At 73.8% G+C, this 17,738-nt stretch carries 13 protein-coding genes and 1 riboswitch; of the genes, 7 read left to right on the top strand and 6 right to left on the bottom strand.

What is annotated here, in order from left to right:
• Positions 1-243: 243 nt before the first annotated feature.
• Positions 244-705, top strand: coding sequence for a hypothetical protein (locus ACIRYZ_RS24875; RefSeq protein WP_402947759.1), 462 nt, complete (start codon positions 244-246; stop codon positions 703-705).
• Positions 706-818: 113 nt separating this feature from the next.
• Positions 819-2,141 carry a cryptochrome/photolyase family protein gene (locus ACIRYZ_RS24870; protein ID WP_402947757.1) on the top strand — a complete coding sequence of 441 codons (1,323 nt, stop codon included), beginning with the start codon at positions 819-821 and terminating at the stop codon, positions 2,139-2,141.
• Positions 2,142-2,232: 91 nt separating this feature from the next.
• On the opposite strand, the gene ACIRYZ_RS24865 is transcribed toward ACIRYZ_RS24870, so the two are convergent.
• Positions 2,233-3,513, bottom strand: coding sequence for an amidohydrolase family protein (locus ACIRYZ_RS24865; protein ID WP_402947755.1), 1,281 nt, complete (start codon positions 3,511-3,513; stop codon positions 2,233-2,235).
• A gap of 125 nt (positions 3,514-3,638) precedes the next feature.
• Positions 3,639-3,781: riboswitch (SAM riboswitch) on the top strand.
• Positions 3,782-3,979: 198 nt separating this feature from the next.
• On the opposite strand from ACIRYZ_RS24865, the gene ACIRYZ_RS24860 reads away from it, so the two are divergent.
• Positions 3,980-4,693: an IclR family transcriptional regulator gene (locus ACIRYZ_RS24860; protein WP_402947752.1), complete on the top strand. Its 714-nt coding sequence runs from the start codon at positions 3,980-3,982 to the stop codon at positions 4,691-4,693.
• Between the two features lie 272 nt (positions 4,694-4,965).
• Complete coding sequence (locus ACIRYZ_RS24855; RefSeq protein WP_402947749.1) at positions 4,966-6,048, top strand: alpha/beta fold hydrolase; 1,083 nt, start codon at positions 4,966-4,968, stop codon at positions 6,046-6,048.
• Between the two features lie 43 nt (positions 6,049-6,091).
• Here the strand turns inward: ACIRYZ_RS24855 and ACIRYZ_RS24850 are convergent, their stop codons facing one another.
• The 5 genes from ACIRYZ_RS24850 to ACIRYZ_RS24830 are packed head-to-tail and all read right to left on the bottom strand — an operon-like array spanning position 6,092 to position 12,609.
• Positions 6,092-7,396, bottom strand: coding sequence for an NAD(P)/FAD-dependent oxidoreductase (locus tag ACIRYZ_RS24850; RefSeq protein ID WP_402947746.1), 1,305 nt, complete (start codon positions 7,394-7,396; stop codon positions 6,092-6,094).
• Positions 7,393-8,184 carry an ABC transporter ATP-binding protein gene (locus tag ACIRYZ_RS24845; protein WP_402947744.1) on the bottom strand — a complete coding sequence of 264 codons (792 nt, stop codon included), beginning with the start codon at positions 8,182-8,184 and terminating at the stop codon, positions 7,393-7,395. The genes ACIRYZ_RS24850 and ACIRYZ_RS24845 overlap by 4 nt, the downstream gene beginning before the upstream one ends.
• Positions 8,181-10,004: a dipeptide/oligopeptide/nickel ABC transporter permease/ATP-binding protein gene (locus tag ACIRYZ_RS24840; protein ID WP_402947742.1), complete on the bottom strand. Its 1,824-nt coding sequence runs from the start codon at positions 10,002-10,004 to the stop codon at positions 8,181-8,183. Before ACIRYZ_RS24840 ends, ACIRYZ_RS24845 begins: the two co-directional genes overlap by 4 nt.
• Before the next feature lie 40 nt (positions 10,005-10,044).
• On the bottom strand, positions 10,045-11,013 hold the full coding sequence (locus tag ACIRYZ_RS24835; RefSeq protein WP_402947740.1) for an ABC transporter permease: 969 nt from the start codon (positions 11,011-11,013) through the stop codon (positions 10,045-10,047).
• 12 nt (positions 11,014-11,025) lie between these two features.
• Positions 11,026-12,609 (bottom strand): ABC transporter substrate-binding protein, encoded by a 1,584-nt coding sequence (locus tag ACIRYZ_RS24830; RefSeq protein ID WP_402947737.1) that lies wholly within the window; start codon positions 12,607-12,609, stop codon positions 11,026-11,028.
• A 210-nt stretch (positions 12,610-12,819) separates the two neighbouring features.
• Between ACIRYZ_RS24830 and ACIRYZ_RS24825 the strand changes: the two genes are divergently transcribed.
• The 3 genes from ACIRYZ_RS24825 to ACIRYZ_RS24815 all read left to right on the top strand — a co-directional run bounded on the left by ACIRYZ_RS24825 (position 12,820) and on the right by ACIRYZ_RS24815 (position 17,710).
• Positions 12,820-14,514 (top strand): DUF885 domain-containing protein, encoded by a 1,695-nt coding sequence (locus ACIRYZ_RS24825; protein ID WP_402947735.1) that lies wholly within the window; start codon positions 12,820-12,822, stop codon positions 14,512-14,514.
• 307 nt (positions 14,515-14,821) lie between these two features.
• Complete coding sequence (locus tag ACIRYZ_RS24820; protein ID WP_402947732.1) at positions 14,822-15,193, top strand: DUF5132 domain-containing protein; 372 nt, start codon at positions 14,822-14,824, stop codon at positions 15,191-15,193.
• A gap of 264 nt (positions 15,194-15,457) precedes the next feature.
• Positions 15,458-17,710 (top strand): ATP-binding cassette domain-containing protein, encoded by a 2,253-nt coding sequence (locus ACIRYZ_RS24815; RefSeq protein ID WP_402947729.1) that lies wholly within the window; start codon positions 15,458-15,460, stop codon positions 17,708-17,710.
• The last annotated feature ends 28 nt before the right edge of the window (positions 17,711-17,738 follow it).

Below are 17,738 nucleotides of genomic sequence, written 5' to 3'. Positions count from 1 at the left end.
GCAGAGTGATCTCCTTGTAACTGTACGTGCCAAGAGCGTCATGCTGTTCCTACGGAGACGACCCCGGCCGCCGGGGCGCACCGGCGGCCCCTCGCCGCACCGGCGCCGACGCCACCCGATCGGTGGTTGCCGTTCCATCCGATGAGCAAGTGACGCGCCGTCCGCCGTGACCAAGGCGGAACAGGAGCCACTGCGGACCTCAACTTCCTGACCAGAAAAGGGGTTTGGCTGATGCTGCCCGCCATGTCGCAGCACGACCGGGAAAGCTTCCTCGGCGACCGGCGAGTCGGAGTGCTGAGTGTCGCGGATCCCAGAGAAGGCGACCGCGCGCCGCTGAGCGTGCCGATCTGGTACGGCCCCGCCGAACTGCACGGCCTCGCGCTGGAAGCGGTCGCCGCCGGGCTGGCCGAACGCGGCCTGCCGTTCCGCATGTGCGGCCCCGCCCTGCCTCCGGAAGCGCTTCTCGAAGCGGTCCGCCGCACCGGCCCGCCCGCCGTCCTGCTCTGGTCCCAGGTCGCCGGCACCGCCGACCGGGCCCTGGCCGTACGCGTCGCCCGGGCGGCCTGGGGTCCTCCCGGTGCGCGCACCCGCCCGGTCGTCCTGGCCGCCGGACCCGGGTGGTCCGGCTCCCGCCGGCCTCCCGGAGCCCTGCGGCCCCTCGACCTCGCCACCGCGCTCGACCAGCTGGCGGACCTGCTCCGCTGACCAGGCCACCCCGGACCGGACGGGGCGGGGTGGGCGGATTCTGCGCAATCCGCCGTGCGATCGGCTCCGAATACCCTGGGAACCACGACCGCACCCGCTCCGAGGCCCCTCCCATGACTGTCGCGATCGCCTTGTTCACCCAGGACCTGCGCCTGCACGACAACCCCGTGCTGCACGCCGCGTGCACCGCAGCCGACCAGGTGCTGCCCCTGTTCGTGCTCGATCCCGCCGTCGAGACGGCCGGCTTCGCCGCCCCCAACCGGCTGGCCTTCCTGGGCGAGTGCCTCGCCGACCTGGACGCCTCGCTGCGCCGCACCGGCTCGCGCCTGGTCGTGCGCCGCGGCGCGGCCGCCGAGCAGACGGCCCGGGTGGCCGCCGAAACCGGCGCGGCGACCGTGCACGTCGCCGCCGGGGTGAGCGCTTTCGCCCGTCTGCGCGAGGCACGGCTGCGCGCATTTTTCGGTGACCGCCTGCACGTCCACGACGCCTCGGTGACCGTGGTCCCACCGGGCCGGATCACCCCGGCCGGCCGCGACCACTACGCGATCTTCACCCCCTACCACCGCGCCTGGCAGCAGGCCCCCCACCGCACGGTGCTGGCCGCGCCCCGGGCCATCCGCACACCGGGCGGCATCGGCAGCGAGAACCTGGTCGTCGGCGGCCCCCTCTCCCCAGGCCTTCCCCCCGGCGGCGAGACCGCGGCCCGGGCACGGTGGCGGCGCTGGGACGTCGACGCGTACGCCGAGGTGCACGACGACCTCGCGGCCGACTCGACCTCCCGGCTCTCCCCGTACCTGCACTTCGGCTGCCTGTCGCCCACGGAGCTGACCGCCCGCGCCTGCCAGCGCGGCGGCGACGGTGCGCAGGCCTTCGTCCGGCAGCTCGCCTGGCGCGACTTCCACCACCAGGTCCTCGCCGCCCGCCCCGACGCCGCGCACGACGACTACCGCAGCAGGGACGACCACTGGCACCACGACGAGGACGAGGCCGAAGCCTGGCGGCAGGGCCGCACCGGCTACCCGATCGTCGACGCCGGGATGCGTCAGCTCGCCCACGAGGGCTGGATGCACAACCGGGCCCGTCTCCTCACCGCGAGCTTCCTCGCCAAGAGCCTCTACCTGGACTGGCGGATCGGCGCCGCCCACTTCCTGTCCCTGCTGGTCGACGGCGATGTCGCGAACAACCAGCTCAACTGGCAGTGGGTCGCGGGCACCGGCACCGACACCAGGCCCAACCGGATCCTCAACCCGCTGCGTCAGGCCGACCGCTACGACCCGGACGGGGACTACGTACGACGCTGGCTGCCCGAGCTCGCCCACTTGCCCGGACCGGCCGTCCACCGTCCCTGGCTGCTCGCCCCCGAGTACCCGGACCCGATCATCGCCCCGGACGCCCTCACGGTCCGGCTCCGCCGTGCCCGGGCCCTGGACGGGTGAAATCTTCGATCCAGTACCGGAGTTGGGGGCGTCCGAGTCTTGGGGCATCGCCGCGGGCCGGCGGCCGGACGCCGCTCGCCCGGGACCGGGGTCAACCGAGCTCGTTCTTGTACACCACGCCGTTTTTGACGATGAGTCGCAGGTTGCGTTCGGGCTCGGCGAGGACGGACAGGTCCGTGGTCGGGTCGCCGTCGACGACCAGGAGGTCGGCCCACGCGCCCGGCGCGATGACCCCGAGCGGCGCGGCGCGGTAGGGGTCGCGGCGGCCGGACAGACGGAACAGCTCCGCGTTCCCGGAGGTGGCCATCTTCAGGGCCCCGACCGGGCTGAGGTACCGGCCGAGCCGCACCAGCATCTCGGACTGCCGGTGGGCCTTCGCGGGGTCGAGTACCAGGTCGGTGCCGAACGCCAGCCGCACGCCGTGTTCGAGTGCCCAGCCGAAGGTGCGGGCGACGCCCTCGCACACCTCGCGGTTCTTGCGGTCGCTGTCCGCGGAGGCGTAGTGGTGGTCGTCGACCTCGAAGGGCTGGGTGCTCAGCCACACGTTCCGCTCCGCGAGGTAGCGGATGGTGTCCTCGTCGGTGAGGTGCCCGTGCTCGATGCAGCGCACCCCGGCCTCCACCGCGCGGCGCACGCCCTCCGAGGTGTAGACGTGCACGGTCACGTAGGTGCCCCAGTCGGAGGCCGCGGCGACCGCCGCCTCCAGTTCCGCCGTGGTGAACTGCAGTACGTCCAGCGGATCGAACTCCGAGACGACCCCGCCGCCGGCCATCACCTTGATCTGCGTGGCGCCCTTCCTCAACTGCTCGCGCACCGCCGCGAGCACCCGCTCCGGTCCGTCGGCCACCCGGGTGAACCCGATCTGCTCGGTGCGGGACTGCGGCCCGCCCAGGACGGTCGGGACCTCGTGGACCGAGCCGAAGTCGCCGTGGCCGGAGGTCTGGGAGACGGCGGCCTGGCTCGGGTAGATCCGCGGGCCCGGAAACAGTCCGCGGTCCAGGACCCGCCGCAGTGGCTCGGTGTCACCTGCCATGTCCCGCACCGTGGTGAAGCCCCGCATCAGCATGTCGCGGGCGGAGGCGAGGGCCTGGTAGTAGACGGTGCCGGTCGGTGCGAGCTGCAGGTCCGCCATGGTGCCGCCGATCGCGAACAGGTGGACGTGGGCATCGGTGAGCCCCGGGATGAGCGTGCCGCCCCCGCCGTCGAGCACCCTCACCCCGTGGGTACCGCGCGGGGACGGGCGACCCGTCACCACCTCCGCGATCCTGTCCCGCTCGATCCGGACGTGCCCCGGCACCGCCTCCTCGCCGATCCCGTCGAACACGCGCACGTTCGTCACCAGCAGCCCGGCACCCGAGTCGTCGACACCCATGCCGCCATCCTCGACCGGTCACGGGACCGGCACCAGGCGGCACACCCGATCGGCGGCGGGCGCGGCAGCGGCGCGGAGCAGGGGGGTTTGGCTGGTCGGCGGGGGAATCTTGTATGGTTCCTGGCGAATCATCCAGAGGGGTGGAGGGACCGGCCCTACGAAGCCCCGGCAACTCCCCGGTCGACTCGGCGTTCGAAGTACGCGCCGCGCCGTCCGGGATCAGTGCCAACTCCGGCCTGTCGCCAACGTGGCGCGGGAAAGATGAGGAGACACGGTGCTCTCTGTGCTGTCCTTCGCCCGGGCGCTTCCCGCCCCGGCCCTTTCGCGTACCCGTCTCGTGCCCGGCGCAGGCAATCGGCCGACTTCTCCGGCCCGTCCTCGCTGACCACCCCCCGCTCCCCGCGGGGAGCTCCCGTGAGCCGAACCCACCTGCCGCTCACGGGATTTGAGACTGGAGTACCCATCCATGGAGAACACGAGCGGCGTCGGCGTGCTCGACAAGGTCAGCTCGATCCTCGGCACCCTGGAGGCCGGGCCGACCACCCTGGCCGGTCTGGTCGCCGCCACCGGCATGGCGCGGCCCACCGCGCACCGGCTCGCCGTCGCGCTGGAACACCACCGGCTGGTCGGCAGGGACATGCAGGGCCGGTTCGTCCTCGGCCCGCGGCTCGCCGAGCTCTCGGCGGCGGCCGGTGAGGACCGGCTGCTGGCCGCCGCCGGCTCGGTGCTCACCCACCTGCGCGACGTCACCGGCGAGAGCGCCCAGCTCTACCGCCGCCAGGGCGAGGTCCGCATCTGCGTGGCCGCCGCCGAGCGGCTCTCCGGCCTGCGCGACACCGTCCCAGTCGGCGTCACCCTCCCGATGAAGGCGGGCTCCGGTGCGCAGATCCTGCTCGCCTGGGAGGAGCCCGAGCGGCTCCACCGGGGCCTCCAGGGCGCCCGCTTCACCGCCACCGCCCTCAGCGGGGTCCGGCGCCGCGGCTGGGCGCAATCGATCGGCGAACGCGAGCCCGGGGTCGCCTCCGTCTCCGCGCCCGTCCGAGGCCCGTCCAACCGGGTGGTGGCCGCCGTCTCCGTCTCCGGCCCGCTCGAACGCCTCACCCGCCACCCCGGCCCGCACTACTTCCAGGCCGTCGTCGAGGCGGCCAACCGCCTCAGCGAAGCCCTGCGCCAGTCCTGACCGGCTCGCCGCCCACCGGGGCTCGCCGCCCCGCCCAGGTCGATCACGGAGACCTCCAGGGTCCTCAAAGGGCTTGGAAGGAGGCGGACTTCGACGGCGTCGGCCCCGGGGTCGTCCGTCCCGCCGGGCCGAGTCGGGCCGGGCGGGCGATGACCCAGGGTCCTTGGGCGTACGCGGTACGTTTTTGAGTGCTGGTGGGGTGAGGGCGCGGGCAGACGGGGAAGAAGACGGAAAGGGGTCAGCTGTCGGATGCTGCTGTCGCGGAGGACACGATGCGCCGGGACGGACGGGTGGCGAACTCCCTGCTCGCGTTACTGAGCCGGGACTGGACGGGGGTGCCGGTCGCGCTGGTGACGGCGGGTGTGGGCGGCTGCCTCGTCGCGCTCGGCACGACCTGGGCGGTGGCGCTCGGTGCTGTGGCCGTGGCCGTCGGTGCGGCGCTGCTGGTCGGGGCCGTGCGGCACCTGGTGCTGGTGGCCCGGGAGACGGGGGCGCGGCCGGCGCCGGGGTCACTGGTCGACGTGGGCGGCCACCGGATGCACGTCCTGGGTGAGGGGGAGCGGGCGGGCGGGCCGACGGTCGTGTGGATGCCGGGGGGACACGTGCCCGGTGAGGAGTTCGGAGAGCTGCACACGATGCTGGCGGCCCGGACCCGCTCGGTGCTGGTCGACCGGTTCGGCACGGGCTGGAGCGATACCGGGCCCTTCCCCCGGACGACGGCCGTCGAGGCGGAGGAGCTGCTGACGGCGCTGGAGGCGGCGGGCGAGCGGCCCCCGTTCGTGTTCGTCGGCCACTCCTTCGGCGGGCTGCTGGTCGCGAACGCGGCCCGGCGGCGGCCGGATCTGACGGCCGGGCTGGTGCTGCTGGACCCGACGCCGCTGGAGGTCATCGCCTTCGCGCCATCCAACGGGCTGGTCGCGGGGATGCGGCGGCGGTTACTGCTGGCTGCGGTGCGGCATCTCTTCGGTGCACACCGTGGCCGGGGCGGCCGGACCGGGCAGGACTGCGCCGCCGCGTCGATCTTCAGCGAGCTCTCGCCGTCCGGCCTGGCCGGTGTGGGCTGGGAGACCGTGGTGTACGACGGGGATCTCGCGGACCTGCCGCTCGTCCTGGTGATACCGCGGGATCTCAACGGCGGTGAGGCGGTGCTGGCCGGCGCCCGGGACGCAGTTGAGGCCGAGCGGATCAGCCGCTTCTACCTCCGCAGCCGGGTCCGGTACCTGGCGGCGTCGTCGGCGTCCCGGTTGGTGTACACGCCGGAGGGGACCGGTCACGACTTCCCGCACGAGGTGCCGGAGTTCGTGGTCGGTGTGGTCGGGGACCTGGTTCGGGAGCTGCGGGTGACCAGCTCGTGACCGTCCGCCGATCGGCGGACGGCACCCCATGGCCGTCCGTTGATCAGCCCATGACCGACCGCGCGGAGTCGGCCCGTACGGGGCGTCGGCGCGAGAACGAGCCCAGGTCCACGACGTTGCCGGTGTGCTCGCAGCGGTAGCGGACCGGGTCGCCGTCGTGGTCGTGGCCGGCCTCGACCAGGTCGATCAGGGTAGCGAGGTAGCGGCCCACCAGTGGGGCGTTCTTGAACTGGTTGCCGCTGGTGCCCATGGCCACGTAGTAGCCGTCGAGGGCGGTGCGGTCGTAGATCGGCGTCCAGTCGTCGGCGACGTCGTACACGCCCGCGACCCCGAGCGGCCGGTTGGGGACGCCGATCGCCGGGAAGCGGCGCGCGGCCCTGGTCACCTGGGTGCGGAAGCGGTGGGCGGTCGGGCGGGGGTCGGCCAGGTCCGGGTCGTCGATCCACTCGGGCGGGTCGCAGTCCGGCTCGGTGCCGCCGATCAGGAGGTGCCCGCCGGGTGCCGCGCGCAGGTAGGTGCCGAGGTCGAGGTCGGCGACGACGGGGCCGGGGCCGGTGGCGTGCCCGCCCGGTGCGGCGACCTGGTGGACCTCCTCGCGCAGCGGGCGCACGCCGATGGTGAAGTCGCTCCCGACGCCCGCCAGTCGGTTGAGGCCGCCCGACCACGGGCCGGCCGCGTTGACGACGACCGGCGCGGCGATCCGCGTCCCGTCGCCGAGGCGGATGCCCGTCACCCGGTCCGCGTGCCGGTCGACGGCCACCACGGTGTGGTGGAACAGGAAGCGCGTGCCCAGTTCGCCCGCCGCGTCCGCGAGGTTCTGGGCGGCGAGCTGCGGATCGTCGACGAACCCGGCGTCCGGGGTGAACAGCGCGCCGAGCTCGCCGGTGGGGGCGGCGAAGAAGGCGTCGTCGTCCACCGGCTTCGGCGGCCAGTACCGCCCAGGGTCGATCCCGGGAAGGCGCCCGCGCAGCGTCGGGGTGTCCCACCGTTCGTACGGGACGCCGGCGCGGTCGAACAGGGCGGTGGCGCCCGACGGCGCGCTGCCGGGGGCGTCGAGCTGTACGGCGCCGGTGCGGTGGAAGGCGGCGAGCGGGCGGTGGCCGGTGAGCCGGAGGTGGTCGGGCCAGCAGGTCCAGAGGTGTTGGGCCTCCCAGGCGGTGGCGACGCCGTCGAAAGTGGAGTAGGTGAACCGGATGATCGCGCTGGAGGCGCTGGTGGAGCCGTGGCCGGCGGCGCCCGCCTTGTCCACCACGACCACCTGCCGCCCGGTACGGGCGAGTTCGAGGGCGACGGCGGCGCCGATCACCCCGGCCCCGACCACCACGGCGTCCGGTTGCCCGACGGTCACGACGGCTCCTCCTCGGTCGGCGGTGTGCGCAGGCTCGGCACGGAGGCGAGCAGCGTTCGGGTGTACGGGTGCTGCGGGGTGCGCAGCAGGGCCCCGGTGGCGGCGGTCTCGACGATCCGGCCCTGCCGCATGACCGCCACCGTGTCGGAGACGTAGCAGACCGCGGGGAGGTTGTGGCCGATGAACAGCATGGACAGGCCGAGCCGCCGCTGGAGTTCGCGGATCGTGTTGAGGACGGAGGCCTGTACCGAGACGTCGAGTGCCGAGGTGATCTCGTCGGCGATCAGCAGGCCGGGTTCGACGGCCAGGGCGCGGGCGACGGCGACCCGTTGCCGCTGGCCGCCGGACAGTTGCCGTGGCAGGCGGTCGGCGAGCCGGGGATCCAGGCCGACGAGTTCGAGCAGGGCGGCGACGCGTTCGGGCCGGACCCGCCGGTCGAGCCGGTGGAACGCGGTGGCCGCCTCGACGAGCGTCTGGCGGACCGTCATCCGGGGGTCGAGCGCGGTGTCCGGGTCCTGGAGGACGACCTGGACCAGGCGGCCGAGCCGGCGCCGGTCGCGGACGGTGCGGACCCGGAGCTCCCGGCCGTCGAGCAGGACCTTGCCCCCGTGCACGGGGTCGAGGCCGACGATCGCCCGGGCCAGGCTCGACTTGCCGGAGCCGGACTCGCCGACGAGCCCGAGCGTGGTGCCGGACGGGATCTGCAGCGAGACGCCGTCCACGGCGATGACGGGGCCGCGCGGGCCGTGGTGGCGGACGGTGAGGTCGGAGACCTGAAGGGTGGTCATGACGCGGTCACCTCCGCCTCCACCGGTACCGGGTACCAGCACGCGACCCGGTGGACCGGGTCGAGCTCCTCCAACGGCGGGGCCTGCTCGGCGCAGTGGGCCCGGCGTCGCGGGCAGCGCGGCTCGAACGGGCAGCCCGGGGCGGGCACGAGCGGGTCGGGCGGCGCGCCCTCCACCGTGGGCAGCGGCCGGTCGCGGTCCGCGGGGAGGTCGGGCACCGAGTCGACCAGGGCCCGGGTGTAGGGGTGCCGGGTGCCGGTGGCGAGCCGGCCGGCGGGCAGCGCCTCGACGATCGTCCCCGCGTACATCACCAGCACGCGGTCGCAGAACTCGCCGACCAGCGCGACGTCGTGGCTGATGAACAGGATGGCGGCGCGGGTGTCCCGGCGGATCTCGGACAGCAGCCCGGTGATCTGCCGCTGCACGGTGACGTCCAGCGCGGTGGTCGGCTCGTCGGCGATGATCAGGCCCGGTCGCACCATCAGCGCGGCCGCGATCATCACGCGTTGGCGCTGGCCGCCGGAGAGCTGGTGGGGGCGTACGCGCAGCGTCGCCGGCGGGAGGCCGACCCGGCGCAGCGCGTCGGCGGCCTCCGTGGTTGCCTGGGCGCGGCTCGCGCCGCGATGGGCCCGGACGGTCTCGGTGAGCTGGGTGGAGACCCGCAGCGCCGGGTTGAGGGCCGAGGCCGGGTTCTGGAAGATCACCGCCAGGCCGGTGGCGAGGTGGTGGTCGCGCTCCTTGGGCGTCATGGTGGCGAGGTCGGCACCGAGCAGCCGCAGGGTCCGCCGGGACACCCGGGCCCGCTCCGGGAGCAGGTCAGCGATCGCCAGCGCGGTGAGTGACTTGCCGGAGCCGGACTCGCCGACGAGCCCGACGATCTCGCCGGGCCGCAGCGACAGGGGCACCCCGCGCACCGGCCGGATCACCCCGTCCGGGGTGGGGAGTTCGACGCCGAGGTCCTCGACCTGGAGCACCAGGCCCTCCTCGGCGGGCCCGCTCGGTGCGATCGGCCGCGGGGCCGTACGGGGTGCCGGGCTGCGCCGGGCGACGCCGCCGGCCAAGACCTCGCCGAGCAGCTGGAAGGTCACCGCCGCGTAGAGGATGGCCAGGCCGGGGGCGAGGGCGGGCAGCGGCTGGGCGTAGATGCGGTCGAGCCCCTGGTTGAGCAGCTGCCCCCAGTCGTAGCCGGGCGGCTGGACGCCCAGGCCGAGGAAGCTCAGCCCGGAGAGTGCGACCAGGGAGGTACCCGCCGCCGTGGTGGTGCTCAGCAGCAGCGGCTCGGCGATGTTGGGCAGGACGTGCCGCCACAGCAGTCGGTGCCGGCGCAGGCCGAGCACCCGGGCCGCGGCCAGGTGGTCGGTGCCCGCGACGCCGGCGGCGAGCGTCTGGGCGAGCCGGGCGAAGCCGGGGATGCCCGCGACGGCGAGGGCGAGCATCGCCGGGCCGGCGCCCGCGCCGAACACCACCGCGAGGACGAGGGCGACCAGCAGCGCGGGGAAGGCGAGCAGCAGGTTGATCAGCGCGGTGAGCGGCCGCCGGGTGCGCGGGCCGACGACGGCGGTGGACGCGCCGAGCAGCACGCCGCCGGTCGCGCCGAGCAGGGTCGCGGCCAGGGCGAGCACCAGGGAGGGCCGGGTGGCGGTCAGGACCCGGGCGAGCACGTCCCGTCCGAGGTTGTCGGTGCCGAACGGGTGCGCCGCCGAAGGACCTTGCAGCACGGCCGAGGGGTCCGGGCGGTCCGCGGCGGCGCCCCACAGGAGCGGGGCGGCCAGCGCGAGCACGACCAGCGAGACCAGCATGGCGGCCGCGACCCAGGCCATGGGGGAGCGGGGGTATCGAGTGGGAAGGGGCATCGGATCCTCAGCTCTCCCGGATCGCCGAGCGGGGGTCGAGCAGCGCCAGCAGCACGTCGACCAGGAGGCCGGCGAGCAGCACGGTGGTGCCCAGGACCAGCACCATCGCCTGGATCACCGGGTAGTCCTGGGTGACCACGGACTGCGCCATCGCCGAACCGATGCCGGGCCAGGCGAACACCTTCTCGACCAGCACGGTGCCGGCGATCATGGCGGGCAGCAGGCTCCCGGCGACGGTGAGCGCGGCGGTCGCCATGTTCGGCGCCGCGTGCCGCAGGTAGCGGCGGGCGGGGGACAGGCGCTTCCCCCGGGCGGTGCGCAGGTAGTCCTCGGACAGCACTTTCAGCGCCTCCACCCGGACGATCCGCACCAGCACGGCCGTGGGCGCGAGGGAGAGCGCGAGGACCGGCAGCACGAAGGACTCGACGCCCGCCGCGCCGGCCACCGGGAGCAGCCGGAGGCCGACGGCCAGCAGCGCGGTCAGCCCGGCGGCCAGGACGAAGTCCGGCACCCCGGCCAGGCCGGCGGTCACGGCCGTGAACGCCAGCTCGCTGCGCGGGTGCCGGCCGTCCTGCGTGCCGACGGCGGCGAGCAGTCCGCAGGGCAGGGCGACGGCGAGGGTGACCAGGAAGGCCAGGCCGGCGATCTCCAGGGTGGCCGGCAGCCGGGTGCGGACCAGCTCCGCGACCGGTGTCCCGGTGACCAGCGAGGTCCCGAGGTCGCCGTGCACCAGGCCGTTCAGGTAGTGCCCGTACTGGGACAGGAAGGGGGCGTCGAGGCCGAGTTGGTGTCTGCGGGCGGCCACCAGGGGGGGCGCGGCGTCGACGCCGAGGGCGGCGCGGACCGGATCGCCCGGGACCAGGCGGATCATCGCGAACGACGCGGTGAGCACCACCCCGAGGGACAGGAGCAGCCGGGCGATGCGGCGGCCGAGGAACACCGTCCAGGGGTGCCGCAGCAGCTGGGGTACGGACATGATGGGCCCCGGTCACTGGTGGAGGCGGATGCTGGTGGGAACGAGCTGGCCGCCGAAGGTCGTGGCGAAGGTGGTGCGGTGGCCGTACACGGTGTTCCGGCCGTCGGCGATCGGCAGGGCGTCGGCCGAGCGCAGGAGTGCGGCGGAGGCCCGGTTCCAGGTGTCGCAGCCCGTCGTGTCGGCTTCATGGAGGGCCTGGGCGACCATGGCGTCGTACTCGGGGTTGGCGACTCCGGCGAAGTTGAGGCCCTGGGCGGGTGTCGGCCCGGAGAAGAACGGGATGAAGCCGACCGGCAGGGCGAAGCCCGGGGTGCTGCCGACCACGATGTCGAAGTCGCCGGTCTGGTACATCGCGTTGACGAGGGCGGGCAGGCCCTCGGTGACCTGGGTGACGTCCGCGCCGAGCGCCGTCCAGGTGCGGGCCATCAGCTCGGCGACGGACGGCAGGGTCGGGCCGATGTCCGGGCTGGTGATCAGGCGCAGCCGGAGCGGGTGGCCGTCCTTGGTGAGCGGGCCGTCGCCGACGCGGGTCCAGCCGGCCGCGCGCAGGGCCTCGACGGCGTCCTGCGCCGGCAGGTTGGCGTCGGCGAGGTCGGCGTGGCAGACGGCGCCTGGGGCGCCGAAGTCGGTGGCGGGCCGGCCGGTGCCGCCGACGGCGACGTTGGCGAGCCCTTGGCGGTCGAGCGCGGAGACCAGGGCGCGGCGCAGCGCCGGATCGGCCAGTGGGCGGCCGGGACGCTGGTTGAAGAAGGTCAGCCCGACCACGGTCGCCACGTCGGCGGCGGCCAGGCCGTGGCCGGTGAGCCGGGCACGGTCGGGGCCGTTGACGCTCGCGATGTCGATGCCCCCGGTGAGCAGCAGGTTCGCGGCGGTGGAGGCCTGGGGTACCACCGAGAGGACGATCCGGGCCGGCAGGCCGGGCTGGGCGGTGTCCGCTCCGGCCGGGCCCCAGTGGTAGCCCTCGCGGACGGTGAACTCGTAGGGTCCGCCGGGGGTGTAACGGGTGAGCACGTACGGGCCGGTGCCCTGGGTGGCGCGGTCCAGTGACTGGGGCCGGTCGAGGCCGGCGGGGCAGACGATCGGCAGCAGGCCGAGGGTGCGGGTGAGGAACGGGAAGGGGGCGGCGGTGGTGGCCGACACCGTGCCGGCCCGGTCGTCGGCGCTCGCGGTGAACGGGACGTTCGGCAGCACGGTCTGGGCGCCGGCCAGCTGGTTGGCAGGGTCACCCGCGTAGGCCAGTGCCCGGGCCACCGCGGAGGCGGTGAGGGGGGTGCCGTCGGAGCAGGTGATCCCCGGGCGGAGGGTGAAGGTGGCCGTGGTGGTGGTGGCCTGCCAGGACGAGGCCAGGCCGGAAACCACCGCGCCGTCGGGGGTGACGTTGACCAGCGAGTCGTAGCCGAAACGGGCCTGGGAGGCACCGAAGGCCGAGTACGGGTTGAAGCTCGGCGTCTCGCTGGACCCGGCGATCCGGACGGTCCCGTGGTCGACGAGAGGTGTGGTTGTCGAGGAGCGGGCGGTGCCCCCGCAGCCGGTCAAGGTGACGGCCGTGGCGGTGACGGCGGCCGCCAGGGGGACCGGCAGGGTACGACGCGACATGGCGCCATGGTTTCATCGGGATTGGCTGATGACGAGTCAACTTATATGCATGACAAGCATGTTCGAATGAATGGAGTCGCCTTCTGCCTTGGTCGGGAGTCGCGAACGCGTCAGGGCGGGCCTGATGCGATTCACCCTTTCGGGGGGTGCCCCCGCCCGGGTGCCGTGAACCGGGTGACCGGGCGGCCCCGCGTCGTCACTATGAACCGCATGAGGACGAACGAACCGGGCCGGGAGATCGGCCGTCTGGCGGACCGCTACTGGGAGTTCCTGCTGGAGCGCGACCCACTGCTGAGAGTGCGCCAAGGCCTCCCGGTCGAGACTCTGCCGGGGGCGTCGCTCGCCGAGGCCGAGGAACGGGCGGCGTTCGCGGAGGGTGTGCTGGGGCAGGTCCGGGCCCTCGACGGCGCAGAGCTGTCCGGTGCGGACGCCGACACCGTCGCGTTCCTCGCCGGGCTGGCCGAGCAGGAGCTGCGGAACGGTCGCTGCTACTGGCTCACGCCCGCGGCCACGCCGTACCGGCTGTTCCCGCTGTCGCAGTACGTGGACGCGTTGCTGCGCCCCTTCGGCTTCGCCGAACCACCGGATGCCGAGCGGTACTTGACGCTGCTGCGCGAGCTGGCCCGGGCGGTCGGGTCGATCGCCGACAAGGCGGCGGCACAGGCCGCCCGCGGCTTCCGGATCCCTGCCCCGGCCCTCGCCGGCGCGCGCGCCACCGCCGCCGGTCTGCGGGCGTCGGTGGCCCGACGGGTGGAGCCGGCGGATGACCGGCTCGGCGGACTCGGCCGGGGCGGCCAAGGTGAACTCCGCGACGGTGTCGAGCGGTTGGTGGCGGACGAGCTGGAACCGGCCTTCGACCGCCTGCTCGCCGTGCTCGACGATCCGGCCTATCTGTCTGCGGCGCCGCAGACTGTCGGCTGGGCGCAGTACGAGGGCGGGGAGGAGGCGTACCGGGAGTTCGTCCGGGCCCACACCGGGGGCGAGGTGTCGCCCGAACGACTCCACCGGCTCGGCCGCGAGCAGTGTCTCGAACTGGCCGAGCGGATGCGGGAGTCCCGGACCGTCCTGGGATTCTCGGGCGCCGAGAGCGAGTTCCACGACCGGCTGCGGACCGAGCCCCGGCTGTACGCCCGGACGCCCGAGGAGGTCGAGGCGCGCTACCGCGGCCACCTCGACCGGCTCGCCCTGCGGCTGCCGCAGTGGTTCGCCGTGCTGCCGGCGGCGCCGTACGGGCTGGCGCGGCTGGATCCGGCGCTGGAGGCGGGGATGACCTTCGGGTACTACGAGCTGCCGACCCCGGCCAGCCCGGTCGGGCGCTACCGCTACAACGGCTCGGACCTGGACCGGCGCTCGCTCCTGGGCTCGGCTTCCCTGATCTACCACGAGCTGGCGCCGGGGCACCATTTCCACCTCGCCCGACAGGCGGAGAACCGGGAGCTTCCGCAACTGCGCCGCGAGGTGGCCGAGTTCGGCGCGTTCAACGAGGGCTGGGCCGAGTACGCGGCCGGCCTCGGCTGGGAGGCGGGCCTCTACGAGGACCCGTGGGACGCCTACGGGCGCCTCGCTCAGGAGCGGTTCACCGCGCAGCGGCTCGTGGTCGACACCGGGCTGAACCTCGGGACGATGAGCCTCGCGCAGGCCCGGGACTTCATGCGCGCCAACACCACCGAGGCAGACGGCCAGATCGCCTCGGACCTGCTGCGCTATGCCACCGACCTGCCGGGGCAGGCGCTCTCCTACCGTGCGGGTTTCCTGGAGTTCGGCCGGTTGCGGGCCCGGGCGGAGGCCGACCTGGGCGCCGGGTTCGAGGTGCGGGCCTTCCATGAGGCGGTGCTGGGCGGCGGTGCGCTGCCGTTCCCCGCCCTGTGGCGGCGGGTGGCGCGTGAACTGAGCATTGAGCAGTGATGTGTAAATAGGACAAGCGTTTCCCGTGGTGGGTTCACAGGGTAATTCGTGGCGGCCGAGAATGTGGATAGCACTCGCATGGGTGAAACCCGCCGGGACTGTTTGGCCTCGATGGACATGACTGGTCTACGGTGGCGGAGGAGCGGGCGGCGTGACCCCATCGACGAAGAATTCGACCCAGCAGGGAAACCGGCAGGGGAGTCGAAAATTCCGGAAACGGGTGCTTCCGTCCGCTCGGCTGTGCGTACTCCGGATTTCGCAGTACCCGGGGCCCTGTCATCCGTCTGCGTAGAGAGGTTGGAGCATCATGCCGCCCGTAGTTCCGCCGTTCCTGGTCGGTCTCATCGTCGCGCCACTCGCCAAGCGTCTCCTCAAGCCGCTGGTGCGCGGCGTCGTCAAGACGTCCGTCGGTATCGCCATGGAGGTGAAGAAGGCGGCCCATGAGGCCGGGGAGAACATCCACGACCTCGCGGCCGAGGTGGCCGCCGACATGGTGGCGGCGCAGGCCGCCCCCGGTGACGCTCGCTGGCCCGCAGGGGCCGTCGCTCCGAGCGGCGGCACCGCCCCGCACGGTGGGAAGGACGAGGCCGCCGAGCGGGCCGAGGCCGAGGCGAGGGCCCCGAAGATCCGCGCGACCGCCGGCGCCGGCGCCGGGGTCGGCGCCGGCAAGGCGCACTGACGCCCTGATTCACGGCTCCGCCCGCCGCTTGGGCGCGTCCTCCGACCGACCTCGGAAGGCGTGTCCACGCGGCGGGTCCGTTGCGGGCCTTTCGGCCGCACCACTCCCTCCTCCAGACTTTCCACTCCGTCGCAGTAATCCGCCGTGCGCAGGAATTCCGCCGCGCCCACTGACGGACCAATCCGCGACCTCCGCAAACAGGTGATCGTACACATGCCGTCTCTGCTGGGTGCCGCAGCCGGATATCGCACCGTGGATTTGGACGTGAGCCCGCGCTCGGTCATTCCTGGCCGCCAGCGCTGGGACGCCAAGCTGGTACTCGGACGGCCCCGGGCGGCCGAACTCCTCGCCGCGACTCTTCGCCACGTCCCCGGGATCACCGAGGCACAGGCCAGTCCGATCACCGGCGGGGTCCTCGTCCGGCATGACGCGCGGGTGCGCGCCGCGGACGTCGGCCGGATCGTCCGCAGAGCGGTCGCCCTGGTCGCGGAGGGGCCGACCGGCGCGGGACGGCCCGCGCCGGCCCGGCCCGCCGCCGAACCGGCCCCGCGTGCGGACCGCGGCCTCGTCGTGCGCCCCGTCCTCGCCGTCGGCGGCGGGGTGGCGGCCGGCATCGCGCTGATCCGCGGGTCGGCGCTGAGCAGGCAGCTGGTGGCCCTCGGCGGGGTGGCGGCCGCGACCGCGGCCGTGCTCCGGAAGGCCTGGCACGGAGCGGTCGACACCACCCGGGACCTCTCCGGGGCCGAAGCCGGAGCCTATCGACACCCCCTGCTGGAGATCGTCGGCCCGCACCGCAAGCGCCTCTACCGCGCCGCCGCGCTTTCGGTCGCCTGCCAGATCTCGGAGATGGCGCTCGGCACCTTCCTCGGCTGGACGGCACTGGTCCTCATCAAGGGGGAGGCCTCACCGCTGGTCAGCCTCGGCCTGACCACCGCGTCCGCCCAACTCTGGGGCCTGGCCGGGCTGGTGGCCGCCGCCTGTGCCGCCGTGGCGGGCCTGTCGTACACCTCGAACCTCCAGTGGCGCCGACTCGGCCAGGACATCGAGCACGACTGGCGCGGCCGCACCTACGCGCACGTGCAGCACCTCGAACTGCGACACCTGGAGGGCGAGCGCACCACCCGGGTGGCCGGCGCGCTCACCGACGACGTCGGCCAGCTGGGCACCTTCTTCGCCACCTCGGCCAACGAGGTGTTGCAACTGGGCACCAGCCTGGCGATCCTGGTGCCGGCGTTCCTGCTGCTGGCACCGCAGATCGCCTGGGTCGCGTTCCTGCCCATCCCGGTCATCGCCTGGCTGTCACTGCGCTACCAGGAGAAGGTCGCGGCCGACTACGCCGTCTCCGGCGAGCGCCGGGCCAGGCTGCACAGCCAACTGGTCAACACGCTGGAGGCCGGAGCCACCGTCAAGAGTTTCTGCACCGAGGACTACGAGGCCGAACGCATCGACCACTTGAGCGAGGCGGCCCTGGAGAGCAACCGGCAGACCGATCGGAACACGATCCGCCACGCCGAGACCGTTCGGGCCTGCACGATCGCCTCGATGGCCGGCACCCTGCTGGCCGGCGGCCAGGCGGTGCTCAACGGCCGCCTCCGGTTCGAGGTGTTCAGCCCGCTCATCGGGCTGCCCCAGATGGTGCTGGTGCGGATGAACCGGCTCGGCGGCATCGTCGACCAGTACCAGCGGACGCTGGCCGCCTACGACCGGGTACAGCGGCTCCGCGCACTGCCCGTGGAGACCGAAGGCACCGGCGAGCCGCTGGACGCCGACAAGGTGCTGGGTGAGATCGTCCTCGACGACGTCACCTTCGCCTACCCCGGTCGGCCGCCGGCGCTGGACGACCTCTCGCTGACCATCCCCGCCGGGCGGACCACCGCCCTCGTCGGCGCCACCGGCTCCGGCAAGACGACGATCGCCAAGCTGCTGATGCGCTTCCAGGACGCGGAGTCCGGCGCCGTGCTGCTCGACGGCCGGGACGTCCGGGACCTGCGGCGGCACGACCTGCGGGAGGCGATCGGCTTCGTCGCCCAGGACCCGTTCCTCTTCGACGGCAGCATCGCCGACAACATCCGCTACGGCAGCTTCGCGGCCTCGGACCAGGCCGTGGTCGAGGCGGCCACGATGGCCGAGGCGCACTCCTTCATCGCGACCCTGCCGGACGGCTACGACACGCTGATCGGCGAGCGCGGCGCCGCCCTCTCGGGCGGCCAGCGACAGAGGATCGCCCTGGCCCGGGCGATCCTCAAGGATGCGCCGGTCGTCATCCTCGACGAGGCCACCTCCGCCGTGGACAACGAGACCGAAGCCGCCATCCAGCGCACGCTCCGAGGGTTCGCCGCCGACCGGACGATGGTCATCATCGCCCACCGGCTCTCCACGGTCCGCCACGCCGACCGGATCTACGTCATGGACAAGGGCGGCGTCATCGCCGAACAGGGCACCCACGACGAACTCCTCGCCCAGCACGGACTCTACGCATCCCTCTGGCAGCTCCAGGCCGGCGAACTCGCCGCCTGACCGCAGCCGGCCGCGCCCGCCCGCCGAC

The organism is Kitasatospora sp. NPDC101155 (assembly GCF_044768305.1).
Classification (GTDB): Bacteria; Actinomycetota; Actinomycetes; order Streptomycetales; family Streptomycetaceae; genus Kitasatospora.
Note: the sequence above shows the minus strand (reverse complement) of the source record. Positions and strands in the feature narration are given on the sequence as shown.